19 protein-coding genes are annotated in these 20692 nt (G+C 72.8%); 7 read left to right on the top strand and 12 right to left on the bottom strand.

The window, feature by feature from the left end:
- Positions 1–24: 24 nt before the first annotated feature.
- Complete coding sequence (locus tag E1300_RS54360) at positions 25–810, top strand: CU044_5270 family protein (RefSeq protein ID WP_131761408.1); 786 nt, start codon at positions 25–27, stop codon at positions 808–810.
- Between the two features lie 60 nt (positions 811–870).
- Here the strand turns inward: E1300_RS54360 and E1300_RS35035 are convergent, their stop codons facing one another.
- Together E1300_RS35035 and E1300_RS35030 are read right to left on the bottom strand one after the other, a co-directional pair.
- Positions 871–3153 (bottom strand): NACHT domain-containing protein, encoded by a 2283-nt coding sequence (locus tag E1300_RS35035; protein ID WP_131761407.1) that lies wholly within the window; start codon positions 3151–3153, stop codon positions 871–873.
- Between the two features lie 254 nt (positions 3154–3407).
- The gene (locus E1300_RS35030; RefSeq protein ID WP_207400124.1) at positions 3408–4628 is read right to left on the bottom strand and encodes an SfnB family sulfur acquisition oxidoreductase; all 1221 of its coding nucleotides are present in this window, start codon (positions 4626–4628) and stop codon (positions 3408–3410) included.
- 80 nt (positions 4629–4708) lie between these two features.
- On the opposite strand from E1300_RS35030, the gene E1300_RS35025 reads away from it, so the two are divergent.
- Positions 4709–5287: a peroxidase-related enzyme gene (locus E1300_RS35025; RefSeq protein ID WP_165503130.1), complete on the top strand. Its 579-nt coding sequence runs from the start codon at positions 4709–4711 to the stop codon at positions 5285–5287.
- 81 nt (positions 5288–5368) lie between these two features.
- On the opposite strand, the gene E1300_RS35020 is transcribed toward E1300_RS35025, so the two are convergent.
- Positions 5369–8347, bottom strand: a complete 2979-nt coding sequence (locus E1300_RS35020) for a protein kinase domain-containing protein (protein ID WP_131761405.1) — start codon at positions 8345–8347, stop codon at positions 5369–5371.
- 188 nt (positions 8348–8535) lie between these two features.
- Here E1300_RS35020 and E1300_RS35015 point away from each other — a divergent pair, with 188 nt between their 5' ends.
- Positions 8536–9078 carry an SMI1/KNR4 family protein gene (locus E1300_RS35015; protein WP_165503129.1) on the top strand — a complete coding sequence of 181 codons (543 nt, stop codon included), beginning with the start codon at positions 8536–8538 and terminating at the stop codon, positions 9076–9078.
- On the opposite strand, the gene E1300_RS35010 is transcribed toward E1300_RS35015, so the two are convergent.
- Complete coding sequence (locus tag E1300_RS35010) at positions 9079–9552, bottom strand: HAD domain-containing protein (protein WP_131761403.1); 474 nt, start codon at positions 9550–9552, stop codon at positions 9079–9081.
- Positions 9553–9603: 51 nt separating this feature from the next.
- Entirely contained in the window at positions 9604–10548 is a 945-nt protein-coding gene (locus tag E1300_RS35005) for a LysR family transcriptional regulator (RefSeq protein WP_131761402.1), read from the bottom strand.
- A gap of 135 nt (positions 10549–10683) precedes the next feature.
- Between E1300_RS35005 and E1300_RS35000 the strand changes: the two genes are divergently transcribed.
- The 4 genes from E1300_RS35000 to E1300_RS34985 all read left to right on the top strand — a co-directional run bounded on the left by E1300_RS35000 (position 10684) and on the right by E1300_RS34985 (position 13374).
- Positions 10684–11928 (top strand): MFS transporter, encoded by a 1245-nt coding sequence (locus tag E1300_RS35000; RefSeq protein ID WP_131761401.1) that lies wholly within the window; start codon positions 10684–10686, stop codon positions 11926–11928.
- Between the two features lie 74 nt (positions 11929–12002).
- On the top strand, positions 12003–12350 hold the full coding sequence (locus tag E1300_RS34995; protein ID WP_207400123.1) for an ArsR/SmtB family transcription factor: 348 nt from the start codon (positions 12003–12005) through the stop codon (positions 12348–12350).
- Positions 12347–12811 (top strand): SRPBCC family protein, encoded by a 465-nt coding sequence (locus E1300_RS34990; protein WP_131761400.1) that lies wholly within the window; start codon positions 12347–12349, stop codon positions 12809–12811. The genes E1300_RS34995 and E1300_RS34990 overlap by 4 nt, the downstream gene beginning before the upstream one ends.
- A gap of 173 nt (positions 12812–12984) precedes the next feature.
- Positions 12985–13374 (top strand): VOC family protein, encoded by a 390-nt coding sequence (locus E1300_RS34985; protein WP_242619580.1) that lies wholly within the window; start codon positions 12985–12987, stop codon positions 13372–13374.
- 16 nt (positions 13375–13390) lie between these two features.
- Here E1300_RS34985 and E1300_RS34980 read toward each other — a convergent pair whose 3' ends face one another.
- From E1300_RS34980 to E1300_RS34950, 7 genes are all read right to left on the bottom strand, one after another.
- Positions 13391–14119, bottom strand: coding sequence for an MBL fold metallo-hydrolase (locus tag E1300_RS34980; RefSeq protein WP_131761398.1), 729 nt, complete (start codon positions 14117–14119; stop codon positions 13391–13393).
- Positions 14116–14934, bottom strand: a complete 819-nt coding sequence (locus tag E1300_RS34975; protein WP_131761397.1) for a Cof-type HAD-IIB family hydrolase — start codon at positions 14932–14934, stop codon at positions 14116–14118. The genes E1300_RS34980 and E1300_RS34975 overlap by 4 nt, the downstream gene beginning before the upstream one ends.
- Positions 14931–15749, bottom strand: coding sequence for an inositol monophosphatase family protein (locus E1300_RS34970; protein WP_131761396.1), 819 nt, complete (start codon positions 15747–15749; stop codon positions 14931–14933). Before E1300_RS34970 ends, E1300_RS34975 begins: the two co-directional genes overlap by 4 nt.
- Complete coding sequence (locus tag E1300_RS34965) at positions 15746–16528, bottom strand: HAD family hydrolase (protein WP_242619579.1); 783 nt, start codon at positions 16526–16528, stop codon at positions 15746–15748. The genes E1300_RS34970 and E1300_RS34965 overlap by 4 nt, the downstream gene beginning before the upstream one ends.
- A complete protein-coding gene (locus E1300_RS34960) occupies positions 16525–17673 on the bottom strand; it encodes an ABC transporter ATP-binding protein (RefSeq protein ID WP_131761395.1) in 1149 nt (382 codons plus the stop codon). The genes E1300_RS34965 and E1300_RS34960 overlap by 4 nt, the downstream gene beginning before the upstream one ends.
- A 2-nt stretch (positions 17674–17675) precedes the next feature.
- Complete coding sequence (locus tag E1300_RS34955; protein ID WP_131761394.1) at positions 17676–19499, bottom strand: ABC transporter permease; 1824 nt, start codon at positions 19497–19499, stop codon at positions 17676–17678.
- A 57-nt stretch (positions 19500–19556) separates the two neighbouring features.
- Positions 19557–20692: ABC transporter substrate-binding protein (locus E1300_RS34950; protein ID WP_131761393.1), on the bottom strand; the 1136-nt coding region annotated here is incomplete at its 5' end.

Genomic DNA, 20692 nt, shown 5'->3' with positions numbered 1-20692 from the left:
CCTCTTAGTGACTGGAGTTCAGACGTGTGCTCTTCCGATCTCGCCGCGATCATCGTGGCGCAGATCGGAGTCCCGGGCCGGACCGGGACGGCCTCGGCCGCGGCCGCCGAGGTGCTGCGGGACGCCGCGGTGACCGCCCGCGGCGAACCGCCGGTGGCGCCGGGCGCCTACCGCTACGTCCGCGAACTGGCGGTCTACCTGAGCACCGGGCCCGCGTCGCGGCAGTGCAACGAGGCATGGTTCCGGCCCGACGGCTCGATGGCCGGCATGGCCGGCGGGCTCGACCTGCACGGCAGCCGTTGCACCCCTGGATCGCACCTGCCGCGAAGCCTTCTGAGCCGGCATCAGGACACCGACCGCCGACCGCGCGCCGACGTCCGCGCCCTGCCGACCGACCCGTCCGCCCTTCGCAAGCGGCTGTACTCCGACGTAGTCCACGGCACGGGCGAGACCCCCGTCGAGAAGGGCCCACCCGACCAGCTCGTCTTCGACCGCATCGGGCGCCTGCTGCGCATGGCCCTTCCGCCCGCGCTGCGGGCCGCGCTCTTCCAGACGCTCGCCACGGTCCCCGGCGTCGACCTCGTGCGCGGCGCCGGCGAGCGGGACGCGCTCGGACGCCGGGGGATCGCGCTCGTCCGGTCCAACGGGGACGCCCAAAACCCGGGCCGCCTGGAGATCATCCTAACCCCGGGAACCTACCGCTATCTGGGGACGAAGTGGGTCGTGAAGTGGCGAGGCGGTCCCCCTGAGACGTACCTGACCGCCCTTCTGTCCACCGCGGTCGTCAGCGCGCCCTTCCAGCGTCCCTGACCCGGCACGGCGCCGCGCCGCGCCGCGCCGCCTCGACCGACTCGACGGTCATCGAACCGATCATCGGTCGGGGCGGGCGGCGAGGAGGTCCTGGAGTGCGGCATGGCGGAACTGGTAGATGGGGCCAACCTGGCGGACGAGCCCGTCCCGGTGGGCGTCCTGGAGGAAGCGCATGAGCCGCCAAGGGAGACGGCGCCGGATCCAGAGGATGGTGACGGTGATGCCGTAGATCGCGCTCAGCCTGGTCGTCCCGAGCACCACCAGGAAGACCGCGGGGATGCGCATCGCCGAACCGCCGGTCAGCAGCACCAGGACGGGCAGCAGGAAGACGCCGACGCCCACGACCTGCACCGTCGTCAGCTGGAGGTCGCGGCGCAGGGCGCCGGGGAGGTCGAGCGGCGGCGCGTCCGCGAGGGGGGCTCCCAGGGCCGCCGCGAGTCCGATGACGAGGCCGATGACGACGCCGAGGCCCAGCCCGATCTGCGCCGCCGCCAGGAACGCGGCCGGCCCGAACGGGAGGAAGGACAGCAGCCAGGGCAGGAAGCCCAGTCCCAGCACCGTCCCGCAGGGCAGGCCCACGACGAGCCCGGCCCGGAGCTCGGTGGCGAGGAGGCGGCTCTTGCCGCGCAACCGCAGGCCGCAGTCGCCGGGGAAGGCGGGGAACAGGGCGGTGAGCGCTGGCCGCAGCCCGCAGATCGCCCCGATGGTCAGCCCGTGGTAGAGGCCTTTGAGCAGCGTCGCCTCGATCCCCGTCGGCATCAGGCGCAGGACGTGCAGCAGGAGGCCGGCGGGCGGGCCCGCCACCGCGCCGAGCACGGCGCCCTGGACGAGGTCGCCCAGCAGCGGCACGGGCTCGGGGCGGGCGCGCCGGCGCGCACCGTCCGGTTCGATGAGCAGGCCGCTCACCACGCCGAACACCAGGCCGTTCAGCGTCCCGGACACCGCCGACGCGCCCGGCGGATGCAGCGGCAGGTTGAGCAGGCAGTTGGTGACCGCGACCACGAGGCCCAGGACGACGCCCGCGCCGATCTTGAACGAGCGGCGCGGGACGAGGCGGCAGAGGTGCCACCAGGCCAGGTCGCGGGTGCCGTGGGCGGACAGATGGCGGGCCAGGAACCCGAGCCAGCGCTCGACGTCGGCCGGTGCCCACCGGGCGGGCCGGCCGTGGGGGCGCGGACCGTCGGCGCGGGCGCGGACGAGGTGGCCGAGCAGATGGTCGGTGATCGCGGCCTCGGTGGGGAACCGCTCGGTGTCGAGCAGCTCCGCCGGGTCGCGGTCGCCCTCGATGTAGACCACGCGCAGCAGCCACAGGACGAGCGGCGCGGACAGGGCTCGGGCCAGCGGTCCGTCCGGTTCGGCGGTCACCGCGGCCAGCACGCCGTCCCAGTGGGCACGCCGGGTGGGCGGCAGGCAGGACCGCAGGTAGGCGTCGACGCGTTCGACCAGGATCGGCAGGGGTTCGATGACGGCGGCGCCGCGGAGCACCCGGCCGCGTGCGCGGTCCACCATGGCGGCGTACTCGCCGGTGCGGCAGGTGATGATCGCGGGGCCCACGCCGGCCGGTCCGCCGTCGAGCGCGGCCAGGACGTCGGCCTCGGACCGGCCGCAGGCCTCGTCCAGGCCGTCGATGACGGGCAGGACGCGGCCGCGCTCGATCAGCGTCCGGGCCATGTCCCGGCCGAACTCCGGCGCGTCGAGGGCCGGGTAGGCGGCGAGCTGGTCGGTGAGCCAGTCCGTCAGCGGACGCCGGGCGGGGTCCCAGCCGGAGACGGTGAACATCACCGGCACCGGGTCGGCGGGGACGCGCGAGCGCAGCAGTTCGAGGAGCAGGAGAATCGCCAGGGTCGACTTGCCCATGCCCGGGCCGCCCAGGATGACCAGCCTGCGCCGCGGCAGGCCGCGGAACCGGTCGGCCAGTTCCGCCAGCCGGTCGGACCGGCCGAAGACCCGGGTCCGCCCGGTGAACCTCCTGGCCAGGCGGCGTCCCGGATCGACGAGTTCCAGGTGGTCCATGACGGGACGGTCGGTCAGCCGCCAGGCCATGGCGAGCGGTGCCGGGTCGTCCAGGCGGCGCGTCCGGACCTCGGCGTCCCACTGGGCCTCGACGAGCTCGGCCAGCGTCCGCGCGGCCCGGTCGGCGCGGTCGGCGGAGGTGCCCGCGGCGGCGGCCGACCGTTCCCACCAGCCCAGCAGGGTGACGATGAGGGGCGGCACCGCCAGCACGGCCGTGGTGAGCGTCCACCACCCGACGTCCGCCCGCCAGGCCACGAGCCCTTCGGCGACCGCCAGCACCGCGGTCGCCGTCGCGAAGACGAGCAGTCGCCGGCGCGCGCCCACCGTCACCCGGCCGGGACGGTCGCCGGCGTCCCGAACGAGCCGGGATGCACCCGCCCGTGACGCCACTCCCCCAGCGACACCCGACCTCCCGACCGACTCGGACCGTGAAGCGACGCAACGCATCCTCCCCGGCGCGCTCCGCGGCGGGCTAGCTCCCGCCTGCCCGACAGCGGTGGCCTATGGGACAGGTGTTACTGCACTGGGCGGCCCAGGCGGGCGAGGCTCCGGCGGTCTGTCACCGGAGCCTCGCCCGGGTCGTCCTAGATGAGGGGGTAGCGCGGCGGGTTGATCCCGTTGAGGGTGTGGTTGCCGATGTGGACGTACTTCCAGCGGGCGGGATCGTGGAGGGAGTGGGTGCGGACGTTGCGCCAGTGCCGGTCCAGGCCGTGGCGGGCGTCGACGGCGCTGGTACCGGCCAGTTCCAGGACGTCCGTGGCGATCTGCACCGCGACCTCTTGCGCGTACGCCTTGGCCTCGGCGACCGCCAGGGACGCGGCGGCGGTGTTGGCGGCGGTCAGCTCCGGTGCGGCCAGGGCGGCGTCCACGGCCCGGCCGCCGCGCTCAAGCAACGCCTCCAGCGCGTGCAGCAGGGTCGTCAGGCGGCCGAAGCGCAGGACGACGTGCGGCTCGTCCGACACCCTGTCCACGCCCGACTCGAACCAGGGACGCGAGCGGTCCCGGACGAACGCGGCGCCCTCCTCCAGCGCCGCCCGCGCGATGCCCACGTCGATGGCCAGGTGCAGCAGCTGGTCGTAGGCGCCCAGGAGCAGCGGCGGCGGGTCCGCGGGGACCGGGCCCAGGTGCAGGACGCGGTCCGCCGGGACGTGCACGCCGTCGAACACGATCGAGCCGCTGGCGGTGGCGCGCTGCCCGAACGCCGTCCAGTCGTCCGCGAACTCCACGCCCTCGGCGCCGCCCTCGACGAACGCGGTGACCGGCAGGCTCTGGTCGCCGTCCACCGAGGCGGCCACGCCGATCCAGCGGGCCCCGAGCGCGCCGGTGGTGTAGTACTTGCGGCCGTTCAGCCGGTACCCGCCCGCGGGGTCGGGGGTCACGGTGGTCAGCCGGTCGAAGACGTGCTTGGTGCCGCGCTCGGCGGTCGCGTTGCCGATCCGCGCGCCGCCGGCCACCTGCCCGTAGAAGAACTCCTTCTGCTCGTCCGAGCCCGCCTCGCCGAGCAGCGCCAGGAGCACGAAGTGCGCCAGGACGAGCTGCGCCACCGAGGGGTCGGCGACGGCGATCGTCCGGAACACCTCGCCGACCGTGCTCGCCGCGACGCCGCCGCCCCCGTGCTCGCGCGGGACGGAGACGGCCAGCAGCCCGGTGGCGGCCAGGTCGTCCAGTTCGGCGGCCGGGTGCCGGCCCTCGCGGTCCCGCTCGACCGCGCCGGGCGCGATCCGGGCGGCGAAGGCGCGGGCGGCCTCGACCGCCCCGGTGTCGTCGAGGACGGGCGGGGCCGCGGTCGTCTCGGTCAGGCTCATCGGTCTCCCCTTGTCGGCGGGATGTTTCCTAGTATATGAGTAGGTTATACATAGAATTGATTCGTCCGGAAGGAGCCCCGATGACCGCCGAAGTGCTGTCGCCGCCACGCCTGTCCCGGTTGGACGTCCCGGAGCGCGCGTCGCTCCCCGCCGACGTCGAGGCGCTGTGGGCGGACGCCGAGAGGACCTACGGGTATGTGCCGAACTGGCTGAGCACCCTGTCGGCCAACCCGGCCACCATCAAGCGGCTGCTCGACTTCTACAAGACGCTCTGGGATCCCCGCCAGGGCGGCCTGACCATCCAGGAACGCGAGATCATCGCCGTCGTGGTCTCGCACGAGAACGGCTGCGGGTACTGCGTCGCCAACCACCGCGTCGGGCTGGCCAAGGCGCTCGGCGACAAGGAGCGGGCCCACCGCCTCGCCGACGACCACCACCTGGTGGACCTGAGCCCGCGCGAGCAGGCACTGGTCGACCTCGCCGTGAAGCTCACCCGCACCCCGACCGCCCTCACCGACGCCGACCTCGACGGGCTGCGCGGGCACGGCCTGGACGACGCGCAGATCCTGGAGGTCATCGAGGTGGCCGCCTTCTTCAACTACACCAACCGGCTCACCACCGCGATCGCCACCCGTCCCGACGACCAGTTCTTCGCCTGACCCCCGGCCCGCGGATCCCGGCGGCACCCCCGGGATCCGCGGCCCCGCCCCTCACGGCGTCATGTTGCCGGCGCGCTCGGCTCAATCGGCGTCGGACGGCTTCTCCGATGGCTCGATCGGCAGGGACGGGCCGGCCAGCGGCTCCGTGCGCGCACGAGCGTCCTTCCCGTGCTCACCGGACGGGACGGCGTCGTGGCGTGTCACTTCCAGGGCCGCCTGCACGTCCTCCCACAGGAATCGGTAACCCGTCTTGGTGCGCTCGGCGGGTATCCGCCCCATCGTGACCATCCGTCGCACGGCCCTCGGTGACTTGCCGAGCCGGGCGGCGAGAACACGCGTGGTCAGCGAGCTCCGCTCTTTGGGACGGCGGCCGTTCCCCTCCGCCCCGGACGAGTCCGTCCCGGCAGCGGAAGGCCCGTGACCGTTGCCGGCGGGGCCGTGCCCGTTGCCGGACCGCTCGGCCCCCCCGGCCTTGTGCCCGTAGTTCTCGGTCCAGTTCTCCGCCGCGTCCTCCCAGGACGAACCGGACTCTCCGACCGGTGTCTCGCGGGTGTAGGCCGGTGGCCAGGCGTGCCGCCCTCGGGGACCGGTGTCGTCCGGCGCCACCTCCTCCGCGCCGTAGACCCGGGCCCGTCCGGCCCATTCCGGGGTGGCCAGCAGAGCGTCCAGCATGGCCTGCGGGTGCTGGAAGCGGAGGTCCCGGTCGCGGGCGAGCGCACGCGCGATGATCGCGCGCAGTTCCGCCGAGACCGGCAGGACCGAGACGTCCGGGTCCTCGTTGAGGATGCGCTGGACCACCCGGGGCAGCGGGTCCCCCGCGTAGGGGTTGCGGCCGTTGGCGCAGGTGTAGAGGGTCAGGCCCAGCGCGAAGATGTCGGCGCGGATGTCGGGGACCTCGCCGTTGATCTGCTCCGGGGCCATGTAGGCGGGCGTCCCGATCATGCCGCTGCCCGGCCGGGTCGTCCAGCTGTCGGCGGACGGCAGGACGTGCCGCGCGATGCCGAGATCGATGATCACGGGGCCGCGCTGCGGGTTCATGACGATGTTCGCGGGCTTGATGTCGATGCGCGCCAGCCCCTTGTGCTCCAGGTAGGCGAGCGCGGTCGTCATCGTCACGGCGGTCTGGATCATCTCGTGCAGCGGCAGCCGCCGCCCGCCCTCCAGCCGCGCGCTGAGCAGCTCGCCCTCGACCAGCTCCATCACGATCGCCAGGTCCGGCCCGTGCGTGACCACCTCATGGACGCTGACGATGTTGGCGTGGTTGAGGCCGGCGGTGAGCTTGGCCTCGCGCAGGAAGCGTTGCAGCGCCGCGCCGTCCCCGCCGCCCCGCACGTCGCGCAGGACCTTGACGGCGACGCGGCGCTGGAGGATCAGGTCGAAGCCCTCGTACACGGTGCTCGACCCGCCCTGGCCGAGGAAGCCGCGGAGCTCGTAGCGCTCGTCCAGCCGCGCGTAGCGCGCCTCGGCCCGCTCCGGCCGCATCGGCCGCGGCGCCATCGGCAGCTCCAGGCCCGCGCGCTCCGCCTCGTTCGACACGGCGATCCCGACCAGCCGCCGCTTGGCCGACTCGGCGAGCCGGTAGACGGGCAGCCGCGACTCCGACACGTCGGCCATCATCGTCGAGGTGGCGCTGGCGCTGCGCACCAGTTCCAGGACGTCCCCGGCCTTCAGGTGGTCGAGCAGCGCCTCGACGGTGTCCGCGGCGATGCGCAGCAGCGGATCGAGCTCGTTGTCCTCGATCGCGCGCATGATGTCGGCCGCGGTGAACGGCTGGCGCCCCTCCCCGCGCAGGATCCAGTCCACGACGTAGTAGGCGCCGAGCATCCACCGGTCCCGGTCGATCGGGACGGGCAGGAGCTTGTGCTGCGTCGTCGCGGTGAAGAAGCCGTCGACGGTGTCCTCAAGCCAGGCGTAGAAGGCGATCCTGTCCCAGTCCGCGCGCTCCACCCGCAGCCATGGCCGTCCCGCGCGCCAGGTCACGAACGAGTTGAACTCGTGGAGCAGGCGGCGCGGCACGCCGCGCGCCTTGAAGCGCAGGTAGCGCTCGAACCTCTCCAGCCGTTCGAGGCTCTCGTGGTCGCGCGGCCGCTGGACGAGCCCGTCCAGCAGGCGTTTCGGCGCGGACCAGTTGCAGGGCACGTAGAGCCGCCAGGCGAAGATGCTCTCGTAGACGCCGTTGCCGCGCCCGGCGTCCATGAGCACATGGTCCTGGAGCTCGGGGCCCGCGACGACGATGTAGTGGGCGCCGCTCATGGTGATGACGTTCTTCATGCCCGCCAGCAGGGACTCGACCTCGGCGATGCCCTTCTGCGTGGCGGTGAGCTTGTCGACCTCGTCCAGCACGACCACCAGGTGGACGACCGGGGACCGGCCGCGGCGCCTGCGGCGCGACACCCGGCCGAGCAACCCGCGCCGCGGCTCGCGGACGCGCGGCTGCTCCGACAGGAGCCGCACGATGCGCATCATGTCGTGCTCGGCGTCGGTCTCGGAGTACGCGAGGAACGCCGCCTCGGTCGCCAGGGACCGGGTCCGCTTGTTCGACAGCCCCGCCTTGGGCAACTGGAGGCCCACCGCGCCCAGCAGCTTCTGTCCGGGCGCGCTCACGTTGAGGTCCACCGACGTGGCCCGCTCGGAGGCGTCCGAGCGCGTCTCCTTGAAGGACAGCGAGGTGCGCATGTAGGCCAGCAGCAGCGACCTCTTCGTGTCGCTCGGCAGCGCACGCAGGATCCTGGCGTCGTCCAGCGCCTCGAACACCCGGCGCACCACCGCGAACAGCAGTTGCTCGGTCGACATCGGACGCGCGACGCTCAGCACGACCGGCAGGATCTGCTCGTCCGCGGGCCGCTTCCGCGCGATCTCCTCCAGCGCGCGCACGACCAGCGTCGTCTTCCCGACCCCCCGGAAACCCGCCACCAGGAAGGTGCCGCCGCGCGAGTAGACGATCCGCTCCTTGAGCGTGTCCGCGAGCCCCTGGTTCCCGAGCAGCGGAATGGCGCCCTCCACCGTGCGGAGCGGCTCGTGGATGAAGCGGAAGGACTCGTCCAGAGGAACGTTCAACATGGCCAGACTGCCCCAGCGGCGCTCGACCGAAGTGACGCGACTCCCCTATGACGCCGACCCCACCCGCCGAGTTCCCGGATTCCCAGCATTCCGGAGCCGACCGCATTGATCAATGCCCCAGAGATCCACCATCGGTCGGCGTATGCTCACGAGCAAGGTCGCGAACTCACCACAGAGAAGCACGCGGAATGGATTGGATGTGGAATCGGCACGTAATCCTCGCCGCTCTCACCGAACTCGGAGAAAAGGGCAGGCTGGGAAGGCCGTGCCGGCCGGATGAGGTCCTCGACCTGGAACGGCGTCTCGATGTCCGCCTGCCCGACGCGTATCGCGACTTCGTCCTGCGCGTCGGCGACGGCGGCCCGGGCCACGGCCTGTGGCCACTCCGCCGCTCCGTCCGGTGGGCCGACCGCGGCGTCTACGCCCCCCGATACCTGGCCACACCGTTCCCGTTCACCAGTCGCGTGCCCGCGGAGTACTTCGAGGACCTCGACGAGGAGGATCACTACGACGAAGTGCTCACCGGATCGATGATCCTGGCCGAGCTCGGCCACGGGACTTACTTTCGGTTGGTCGTGACCGGCTCTGCCAGCGGGCAGGTCTGGCGTGACGAGGTCCGAGGAGAGCGGGGGCTGATTCCCGGCCTCGACTTCGGCGACTGGTACGTCAATTGGCTGCGGAGGCTTGGCGTGCTCAAGGGGATGCCCGCCGGACGTCGGCGGCTCGTGTAGCTACGGTGGCGCCGTCCACCACATGATCGCGCGGACGACGGCGCTTCGGGTCAGGCCCTCGGTGGGGTCGATAGGGATGAGGAGGGTGGCCTGCTCGCGGGCGATGCTCCATTCCCGGGCCTCCGGCGTGTGGAGGTCGTCCATCCAGACGGCGGGGCGCCGGCCGGCGAACCGGGCGACCGCCGGCACTTTCTCACGGGGATGGAAGGGAATCGGCGGCATCGGGACCACCGGCAGTGGCTCGATGCCCAGGAGCGGAGCCAACAGGCGGTTGGCCTCGTCGTTCCAGCCCGTGGCCCAGGCGACGTCGAAGACCTCCTGGAGCTCTTTGATCCATTCGCCGTGCGCCGGGCAGAGGCGGACGGGTTCCTCTCCCGTGAACAGTTCATGTTCGGTGAATCCCGCCGGGCACTCGGCGGTTCCGAAGGGATTGAGGACGCCGTCGACATCGAGCAGGAGAATGGGGCGGGACATTCGTCCAGTATCGTTCGGCCAGGCATGGCTCGCCGACGGTGCCGTGCCGCTTCAGTCCTTGATGCTCGCTGTGCGGCGCAGGGCCCAGTCGGGGGCCCAGGTCCCGGTGGTGTCGGGGGTGGCGGCGAGGTGGGCCCGGAGGATCGGGAGCGCCGGGTGGGGGTTGTCCCGGTGCCAGAGCAGTGAGTGCGGGTAGACGGGTGTCGGGTCGGTCACCGGGATGCGGCGCAGGCCGTGGTCGGCGGGCCAGACGAGGCGGGTGTTCCCGCCCATGAACGTGGCCAGGGCCGGGGTGTCGGCGATGGTGTCGAGGAGCGCGTCGGAGCCGAAGTTGGGGCCGGTCGCCTCGATGGTGACGCCGAACTCGGCGACGAGGTCGTCGTAGTAGGCGGCCCACTCGGTACCGGGGACGACGCCGGGCATCCAGATCCGGTGCCCGGCGAGCTGGGAGAGGGTCACCGACCGGGCGCCCACCAGCGCGTGGGCGGGGCCGGTGAGGAGCTGGAGCGGCTCGTCGAGCACCCAGACCGACTCGATGTCCTCGGGCAGGGGCCGGCCGGGCGCGGCGACGGCGCGGAAGGAGGCGTCGATCGCGCCGGAGCGGATCGCGGCGGTGGCCGTCTCGATGTCGAACAGCGTCACGACGTCGAGCTCGATCTCGGGGTGCGCGCGGTGGAAGCGCCGCATCAGGCCCGATGCCGCGCTGCGCGAGGCGAGCACGTCGACGCGCAGCGGACGGCTGCCGGGGCGCACGGACTCGACCGCGCGCTCGGCGACGCGCAGCAGCTCGCGGGCGTGGGGCAGGAAAGCCTGCCCGTCGATGGTGAGCTCGGCACCGCGCGGGGTGCGGGTGAACAGCCGCACGCCGAGGGTGCGTTCCAGCGCGGCGATGCGCTTGGAGACGGCCTGCTGGGTGACCGCCAGCTCGGCGGCGGCCTCCTGGAACTGCCCGGCGCCGGCGGCGGCGACGAAGGTCCGGACGGCTTCGAGATCCATACCGGCACCCTAGCGACACAACCATCAGTTGTGGCTGCGACGTTGGCAGTTGTTTGATCTCCAGTTCTCGCGCTCGCTTTGATGCTTCTGGTCGCGGATCGGTTGTACGGGGCGAGTGGCGAGGAGTGGCGGAGCATGCGGAGCGGGCACCGGCTGGGACGGCGGTTCGGGTGGCTCTGGGCAGCGTACGGGACCAGCGCGCTGGGCACCTGGCTGGCCTTCGGCGCGTTCCCGCTGATCGCGATCCAGGTGCTGGGCGCCGGACCGGCGCGGGTCGCCGCGCTGGCCGGTGTCGGGGCGGCGGCGGGTGCGATCGCGGCGGTGCCGCTCGGCCCGTGGGTGGAGTTCCGCCGCAAGCGGCCGGTGCTGATCGCGACGGATCTGGTGCGGTTCGCGGCCCTGCTGACGGTCCCCGCCGCGTTCGCGCTCGGCGTGCTCTCGTTCGTCCAGCTGCTGCTGGTGTCGGCCGTCGCCGCGGCGGCCGACATCACGTTCCGCGCCGCCTCGGGCGCGTACCTGAAGTCGCTGCTGCCGCCCGAGGACCTGCTCGTCGCCAGCGCCCGGTTCGAGTCCACGGGCTGGACGACCACGATCGTCGGACCGCCGGTGGGCGGCGCGCTGATCGGGCTCCTCGGCCCGGTGGCGACGGTGGTGGCCGACGCGATCAGCTACCTGCTGTCGGCCCTGGGCATCCGCGCGATCGGCGGGCACGAGCCGGAGCCCGAGGGCCGCGAGGCCGCGCGGATGCGCGCCACGGACCTGCTCGACGGCTGGCGGTACATCCTCGCCGACGCGACGCTGCGCCCGCTGTTCTTCAACACCGCCCTGTTCAACGGCCTGGTGATGGCCACGGACGCGCTGCTGGCCGTCCTGATGCTCGGCCGGCTGGGCTTCGCGCCGTGGCAGTACGGCCTCGCCCTGGCCGCGCCCGCGGTCGGCGGGCTGCTCGGCGCACGGCTGGCCCGGCCGCTCGTCGGCCGGTTCGGGCGGCACCGGGTCCTCGTCACGGCGGGGACGCTCCGCGCGCTCTGGCCCGTCGGACTGGCCTTCGTCGGGCCGGGAACCACGGGACTGCTGCTGGTGATGGGCGTCGAACTCTGCCTTATCTTCTGTTGCGGGGTCTTCAACCCCGTCTACGCCACCTGCCGCCTCGAACGCACCGCCGTCGACCGGGTCACGCGGACGCTGACCGCCTGGACGGTGACGACCAAGGCCACCACCGCGCTCCTGACCGTCCTGTGGGGCGTGCTGGGCAGCCTGCTCGGCACGCGCACGGCCATCGGCCTGGCGGGCGTACTCCTGCTGGTCACCCCGCTCCTACTCCCCCGCCGCACGCCGACCCCACTGCCCGAATCGGAGCCGGAGCCCAGCCACATCTGAAGGGCATGATCGCGCGGATCTCGCGGGCAGGAGACCTTGCGTTTCCGGCATTGGTAAGTCTAGGCTAACGGTTCGTGGCCACTTACCAATCCGACGACGACGCATGGAGCGCGCTGGGCGATCCGACGCGGCGGACGATCGTCACGACCCTGGCCGAGCGTCCGCGCTCGGTCCGGGAGCTCGCCGACGAGCTGCCGGTCAGCCGGCCGGCGGTGTCGCAGCACCTGAAGGTGCTCAAGGACGCCGGGCTCGTGGACGAGACCGCCGCGGGGACCCGCCGGATCTACCGGCTGAACCCGGCGGGCGTGGCGGCGCTGCGCGATCGGCTCGACCGGTTCTGGGACCGGGCCCTGTCCGGTTTCCAGGACGCGGCCGAGCGGGACCGCCCGGCCGCTCCGGACGAGCACGAGGAGCAGGGATGACAGAGACGGCCGTGAACCGGAGCGTCGTGATCGACGCGCCGGTCGAGCACGCCTTCAAGGTCTTCACCGAGCGGTTCGGTGACTTCAAGCCGCGCGAGCACAACCTGCTGGGCGCGCCCATCGCCGAGACCGTCTTCGAGGCGAGGGCCGGCGGGAGCATCTACGACCGCGCGGAGGACGGCACCGAGTGCCGGTGGGGGCGGGTCCTGGTCTACGAGCCGCCCTCCCGCGTGGTGTTCTCCTGGGACATCGGCGTCCAGTGGCAGATCGAGGCCGACACCGCGAACGCCAGCGAGGTCGAGGTCCGCTTCGTCGAGGAGTCGCCGTCCCGGACGAGGGTGGAGCTGGAGCACCGGCACATCGACCGGCACGGGCCCGGCTGGCAGTCCCTGGCCGAGGCCGTCGGCAACGACCAGGGCTGGCCGCTCTACCTGGACCGGTACGTCGCGCTGTTCGGCTGAGCGCACGTCCGCGGTGCGCGCGGAGGTGGCCGGTCGCGCGAGCGGCCGGCCACCCGGCGGACCCCCGTCCGCGGCGATCCGCGATCCGCCGCCTTGTCGGACCCGCACGCTACGATCAGGCCCTTGCTGATCTACACCATGCTGCGCCCACCGGGAGGACGACCGTCGTGGAGATGAAGCTTGAGGTGGTGCAGGTTCCCGTCTCCGATGTGAGCCGCGCGCGGGACTTCTACAGCGAGCGGATCGGCTTCAACGTGGACATCGACAGGGTGGTGCCCGGGGGGATGCGCATCGTCCAGCTCACCCCGCCGGGGTCCGGCTGCTCGATCCAGCTGGTCGAGGGCGACGAGCCGCAGCGCGGGCTGACCCTGGTGGTGTCCGACATCGTGGCCGTCCACGCCGAGCTGACCGGGCGCGGCGCTCCGCTGAGCGAGGTCGTCCATTTCGAGGACGGCAAGCAGGTGCCCGGGCACAGCGACGAGCCGTGGAGCACGATGGCCTTCTTCTCCGATCCCGACGGCAATCGGTGGATCATGCAGGAGCGTCCCGGCGCCGAGTCGTGACCGTTCCCGGAGGGGCTCAGACGGCGACGCGCAGACCTGGCGCTGCCAGGGAGAGCGGGCCGCCGTAGACTCCGCGGGCTTCCCGTAGGGCGGCCATCGGGTCGGCCCATGGGCGCAAATGTGTGAGGACGAGGTGCGCGGCGCCCGCCGACTTCGCCAGGTGCGCCGCTTGGGACGGGGTCAGGTGCGCCGCCCCCGAGCCGGGGGTCTCGACCGAGGCCGCCGCTTCGCAGAGGAGCACGCCGGTCCCGCGTGCCAGGTCCAGCAGTTCGGTGCATTCGCCGGTGTCTCCGGAGTAGGTGAGGCTGGCGGCCCCGGCGGTGACGCGGACGGCGAGCGCCGGTACCGAGTGCCGTACCGGCGCCGTCTCGATCGTCAGGGGGCCGAGCCGGAACGGCGCCGCGGGCGGGTCCCGCCAGTCGAGGACGCGTTCGTAGTCGCGGGGTGTCGGATCGGTGACGTGCGCCTGCGTGCCGGCCGGTGCGATCACGGGCAGGCGGCCGGGGGCGCCGCGGCGGTCGCGCAGGTAGGCGAGCAGCATCAGGTCCGAGCAGTGGTCGCGGTGGCGGTGGCTGAGGACCACGGCGTCGATCGCGCACGGGTCGGCGAAGCGCTGGAGGGGGCCGAGCGCGCCCGTCCCGAGGTCGAGGAGGAGCCGGAAGCCGTCGTGTTCCAGCAGGTAGCAGGAGCAGGCGGCGTCCGGGCCCGGAACGGACCCGGCGCAGCCGACGACGGTGAGGATCATGGCAGGACGCGGGCGACGAGGTCGGCCACGGCGCCCTCGGCGCACGGGCGGACGACGATGTCGGCGGCGGCGCGCACGCTCTCCGCGCCGTCGCCGACCGCGGCGCCGAGGCCCGCCGCCTGGATCATGTCGAGGTCGTTGGGGTTGTCGCCGATCGCGGCGATGTCGCTGAGCGCGACGCCGCGGGAGGCGGCCAGCTCGCGCAGCGCCGCGCCCTTGGTGGCGCCCGCGGGCAGCACCTCCAGGTAGGTCGACTCGGACCGGACGAGCGTCACCCCGGGGACGGCGGCGGACACCGCCTCCTCCGCCGGGTCCATCAGCTCCGGCCGGTCGCAGACGAGCATGACCTTGATGACGTCGTCGAACGGCAGCTCGCCCCACGAGCCGAGCCGGTGGAGCGCGACGCCGTCCCGCGCGGCGTAGTCCCGGAGCGCGGGCGAGGAGTCGGTGACGTGCACGCGGCCGCGGCTGAACACCGCCGGCCAGACCCCGGCGGGCAGCTCGGCGAACAGCATGGTGAGCCTCGCCCACGCGGCGACGCTCAGGCTGCGCCGGTGAAGGACGGCGCCGGTGCTGAGGTCGACGACACGCGCCCCGTTGTAGAGGATCGCCGGGGTCGTGAGGCCGAGCGCGCGGTAGTACGGGAGGGCGGCCTCCTCGCTGCGGCCGGTGGCGATGACGACGGTGCCGCCGGCGTCGATGAAGCGGCGCAGCGCGGCCGAGCCCGACTCGACGATCCTGAGGTCGCGGGCGACGAGGGTGCCGTCCAGGTCGGTGACGATCCACTCGACGGTCCGGGTCCCGACGGCGCTCACGAGGCGATCTCCGCGACCTGGGTGAGCACGGAGCCGGCGAGGTCGAAGCCGCCGACGCACGCCAGGTAGCCGGGGGCCTCCCAGTCGGCGCAACCGGGTTCGCCGCCGAGCGGGAGGTACGTCCCGCCGGCCTGCCTGACGAGGAGCAGCGCCGCCGCGACGTCCCACGCGTTGACGGACGTCCCGTACGCCGCGTCGCTCCATCCGGAGGCGACGTGCGCGAGGGTGAGGGCGGCGCTGCCGGGGCGGCGCAGCGTCGCGAACGCGTCCACCATGAGGCCGAAGCGCCGCAGCGCCTCGTCACCGCGGCGGCGCAGCTCCCGCGCGTTGGGATAGCCGGTGACGAGCACCGCGGACCTGTCGCAGGTCGCGCCCCTGCTCTGGATCGGGTCCCCGTTGCAGGTCGCGCCGTCGAGCGACGCGGAGAACATCTCATCCCGTACCGGGTCGTACACGACACCCGCGACGACCTGGCCGTCGGCGACGGCGCCGATGGAGACGCAGAAGAACGGCAGGCCGACGGCGAAGTTGGCGGTCCCGTCGATGGGGTCGACGTACCAGCGCAGGTCGCCGTCCTCCCCTTGGGCGCCGCCCTCCTCGCCCACGACGGCGCTGCCCGGCGTCTCCTTGGCGAGCACCTCCCGGATGGTCTCCTCCGCCGCGCGGTCGTGCTCGGTGACCGGGTCGTGGAAGTCGCGCTTGTGGTCGACCCCGGGACGCGACCGGAAGGCCGTCCGCAGCCGGTCGCCGGTGGCGCGGGCGGCGAGCTCGGCGATCCCGGCGAGCTCCCGCGAGGCGGGCACGTCGGTGGTCATTCGTCTCCTTCGGTCGCGGTGAGCAGTTCCAGCAGTCCGTACCCGTCCTCGACGACCGCGTCGGGACGGTGCCGGACCTCGTACGGGACGTCGTAGGTGCCCTTGGCCACCATCAGGACGTTCCCGCCGACGCCCGCGCGGTGCCCGCACACCACGTCCCGGTCGAAGTTGTCGCCGACGTACCAGGCGTCCGCCGGTTCGACGCCGAGGGCGCGGGTGGCGATCCAGATCATCTCGGGGTTGGGTTTGCGGATGCCGGCCTCGTCGCTGTAGACCTCCAGCGCCAGCCTGCCGTCCAGACCCGACGCGGCGGTGAAGTCGCGGTGCACGGCGCCGCACAGCGCGTTGCTGACCACTGCGCACGGGATGCCGGACCGGGCAGCGGCGTCCAGCACCTCGGACATGCCGGGACGGACGCGGCGGTCCTGCCGCAGCTCGCCCATCCGCTTGCACAGCGGCGTCGCGTGGGCGACGACGACCTGGCGGGCGGGCACGGGCCAGTCGGCGGCGACGTAGTCGCCCCAGAACGCGGCGTGGGTCATCTCAGGCGGCGCGTACGGGCGGGACATCGCGTTCTTCCACGCCTTGTCCGCGGCGGCCCCGGCCTTGATGTCGGTCTCGATCGCGGCGGTGTCCAGGTCGCGGAAGCCGGCGCGGGCGAGGGCCGCGTTGACCTCCTTGGCCAGTGCCGCCTGCCATCCGTCGCGGCCGGACGTCTCGACCAGGACGCCGCCGAAGTCCAAGAGAAGCGCCCGCGGCCTGCGCAAAGACGCGTTCACGACACCGCCTTCGCGGGGGCGGCCTTCGGGGCCGGGGCGACGGCGTCGTCCCAGGCGTCCATCCGGGAACCGTCCTCGGCGAACAGGTGCAGGCGCCGGGGGCTCGCCCAGCAGACGAGCCGGTCACCGGGCCCGGCCTCGGGGTCCTCGTGGGTGACGGCGAACATCTCGGTGTCCAGGACGCGCAGCTGCACGGTCCAGCTGGACCCGGTCGGCAGGACGGTCTCGACGACGGCGTCGTCCGACCAGGCCCCGTCCGGCACCTCGTCCCGCGAGCGCGCGAGCTTCAGCGCCTCGGGCCGGACGCCCACGCATCCGGGCGTGCCCGGGCCGGCGTGCTTCTCGGTGTACCGGCGCAGCGATCCGGCGAGCCCGTCCGGGTCGGCTCCGACGGGGACGATGTTCATCGGCGGGCTCCCCACGAACTCGGCGACGAACCGGTTCGCCGGCCGCTCGTACATCTCCATCGGCGGCGCCACCTGCTGGAGCTCCCCTTCCGACATGACCGCGATGTGGGTGGCCATCGTCATGGCCTCCATCTGGTCGTGGGTGACGAACACGACGGTCGCGCCGGTCTCCTCGTGGATGCGCTTCAGCTCGGTCCGCATCTCCAGCCGCAGCCGCGCGTCCAGGTTGGACAGCGGCTCGTCCAGCAGCAGGACGTCGGGGTCGACGGCGAGCATGCGGGCGAGCGCGACGCGCTGCTGCTGGCCGCCGGACAGCTGGGACGGGTACCGGTCCGCGCATTCGGCGACGCGCACCTTCTCCAGGGCCTCCTTGGCGCGCGTCTTCCGCCGCGCGGCCGGGACCTTGCGCATCCGCAACCCGAACTCGGTGTTGCCGCGGACGGTGAGGTGCGGCCAGAGCGCGTAGTTCTGGAACACCAGCCCCATGTCGCGCTTCTCCGGCGGGACGTGGACGCCGCGCCGCACCGAGTCCAGGACGCGGTCGCCCACGGCGATCTCGCCGAGGGTCGGCTGCTCCAGCCCGGCGATCATGCGCAGGGTGGTCGTCTTGCCGCAGCCGGACGGGCCGAGCAGGCAGGTGAACGAGCCGTCCGGGACGGTCAGGTCGAGGTCCCGCACCGCCGGGTGGGCGCCGCCGGGGTAGGTCTTGACCACTCCGCTGAGGGTGATGGCCGGCATGGTCAACCTCCGATGCCCGAGGCCAGGCTGCTCTTGGTGAGCCGCTGGGCCAGGTAGGTCATGGTGAACGAGAGCAGGGCGATGACGAGCACGACCCCGTTGGCGAGCTGGGTGTAGCCGTAGTCGACGAGGCCGATGGACAGGGTGGTCAGCAGCTGGGTGCCGGTGGTGGTCAGCATGATCACGATGCTGAGCTCCTTCAGCCCCGAGATGAACGGCAGCACGACGCCGGTGACGAGCGCGCCCCGCTGGATCGGGATGATGATCCGCGTCATCCGGGTCGTCCAGCGGGCCCCGCTGATCTGCGCGGCCTCCTCGGGTTCCCGGCCGAGCTGCATCATCGCCGAGATCCCCGAGCGGGACGAGTACGGCAGGTGCGTCACGACCATCACGAGCACGAGCAGCGTGATAGTCCCGTAGAGGGCGGGGATGGGCCCGCGCCGGACGGCGAACAGCGACAGGCACGCGGCGGCGAACGCGATGCCCGGCACCAGGTACGGCAGGAACGACACCTGGCGCAGGAACGCGGAGACCCGGCTCCCGGCGCCGCGCACGACCACGTAGCCGATCAGCAGTCCGAGGAGCCCGCAGACGAGCGCCGCGAGGCCGACGATCCGCAGGCTGTTCCAGGCGGCCTCCCACAGCTCGGTGCCGCGCAGCACGCCGTGCGGGAAGCCGACGGCGCCCTCGATGTGGGCGCCGAACCAGTATCGGAGGGTGAAGTTCCCCGGGCTGAACACGCCCGGCGTCTTGGTGACGGTCGACAGCAGCAGCGTCAGCACGGGCACGACGACGCTCGCGGCGAACACCGCCATCCCGAGGCCGAACGCGGGCCAGCGCCAGCGGCGCAGGTCGCTCCGGCGCTCCATCGCGCCCTTGCCGCCGACCGTGACGAACCGGCGCTGCTCCCGCACGAGCCGGGTGTCGACGACCACGACGAGGACGCCGACCAGCACGATGACGCCCGCGAGGGTCGAGGCGACGCCGGTGCTGCGGTCGCGGATGGCGTGGTAGAGGCTGGTCGACAGGACGTTGTAGTCGCTGGGCAGCCCGAGGATGTAGGGCGTGCCGAACGTCCCGAGGACGCGGCCGACGACGAGCAGGACCGCCGACGACAGCGCCGGCAGCATCAGCGGCAGCGTGATGCGGCGGGCGACCGTCCGGCCGCCGGCGCCGAGGATGCGCGCCGAGTCCTCCAGCTGGGAGTCGATCCGGCGCAGCGCGTTGCCGAACAGCAGCAGCACGAACGGGTAGTAGTGCAGCCCGAGCGTGACGATGATCGGCAGCGGCCCGTAGGCGAGCCAGTCGGGGGTGCTGACGCCGGCGCCCTGGAGGTAGCCGACCTGCCCGCCGGACCGCTCGTTCTTGAACAGCGACAGCCAGGCGAGCGCGAACGTCCAGGACGGCAGCATGTACGGGACGACCAGCGCGCCGGCGAGGAACTTCCGCCCGGGCACGTTGGTGCGGGTGACGAGCCAGGCCATCGAGCCGCCGACGACGAGCGCGAACACGACCACGCCGACCGCGACCGTGAGCGTGTGGAGCAGCGGCTCCCAGAACAGCAGGCGGCTGACCGGCGAGCGGAACACCCGCCACAGGTAGTAGCCCGTCCACGATCCGGCGTCCTGGCCGGAGCGGGCCTCGTCGCCGTACTGGACGCGGGCCGCGTCCGACACGACGGACACGAGGGGCGCGATGACGAGGTAGAGCAGGACGGCGCTCAGCAGGAGGCCGAGCAGCACGGTGGGGTCTCGCAGGAGCACGCGGGTCCGGTACAGCGCGCGCCGGCCGCGTGGCACCGGCGGTGTGGAGGCGGCGACCGCCATGGTTTCCTCCGGGGTGGTGCCCGGCGGGCCGCGTCCCGCGGCCCGCCGGGGGTCGGGTCAGGAGTGGTTGACGCGCCAGAAGTCCTTGATGTCCTGGCGGGCGCGGAAGTCGGCGATCAGCTGCTGCGAGGAGAACCAGTACAGCTGGGCGTTCCAGTCGGTGAGGCCGGGCGGGTTGTGCGGGCTGACCCCGACCGCGTCGTTGCCGGACACGCCGCCGGAGTGGGCCTCAAGGTCGAAGCCCTCCTTCTCCATCGCGAAGTGGACGAACAGCTTCGCGGCGTTCGGGTGCTTGGACTTCGCCGCGATCGTCGCGAACTTCGGGTACGCGAACCCGGTCCACGGGGCGAGGCCCTCGCAGACCTTCATGCTGAAGCCCTTGCCCTCCAGGTCGCGGAACTTGGCGATCGAGAACAGCCCGATGGTGGTGCGGGTCTGGTTGGGGGCGCCGACGGCGGTCGCGACGTCCTCGTCCTCGGTGGTCAGGACGGGGTCGTTCTTCGCGAGCCGCTTCACCCACTCGTGCGCGGCGTCCTCCTCGGACGTCTTGAGCTCGCCGCGGCCGAGCTGCTGGTACGCGGCGGCGAGCTTGTCGGAGCCCTGCTCCGACATCTGCGTGAACCACTGGGTGAAGACCTCCTTGCCCAGCGGGTCCTGCATCATCACCTTGCCCTTCCACTTCGGCTCGGTGAGGTCCCACAGGCTCTTCACCGGGCAGCCGCCCGGGTTGAGCCTGGGGTTGTAGGCGAACACGTACGCCTTGGCGATCATCATCAGCGGGTTGCGGTTCTTCTCGGCGATGCGGGCGGCGAGGTCCGGCGGGATCCAGGTGGTGACGATCCGCTGCGGGAGGAGCTGCCCGACGAGCATCGGCCCGTCCTCGAACAGGCTGACGTCGATGGTGACGTTGCCGGCCTGCGCCTCCCGCGTCATCTTCTCGGCGGTGGCGGCGGCCTTGGACTTCACGCCCTCGGCCTTGATGCCGTACTTCTTCTCGAACGCCTCCGCCATGTCCTTGACGTCGCCGCTGCCGTCGTAGGCGAGGACGGAGCCCTCCTTCTTCGCCGCGGCGACCAGCGCGTTCAGGTCGAACGACGCGGCGTCCTCCACCGTCGCGCTCGGCAGCGGGGCGCCGGCCCCGGCCTCGCCGCCGGACGACGGCGCGCACGCGCCGAGCGCCGCCGCGGCCAGGG

The organism is Actinomadura fibrosa (assembly GCF_900659615.1).
GTDB lineage: Bacteria > Actinomycetota > Actinomycetes > Streptosporangiales > Streptosporangiaceae > Spirillospora > Spirillospora fibrosa.
This window is presented reverse-complemented; position numbering and strand designations above follow the sequence as displayed.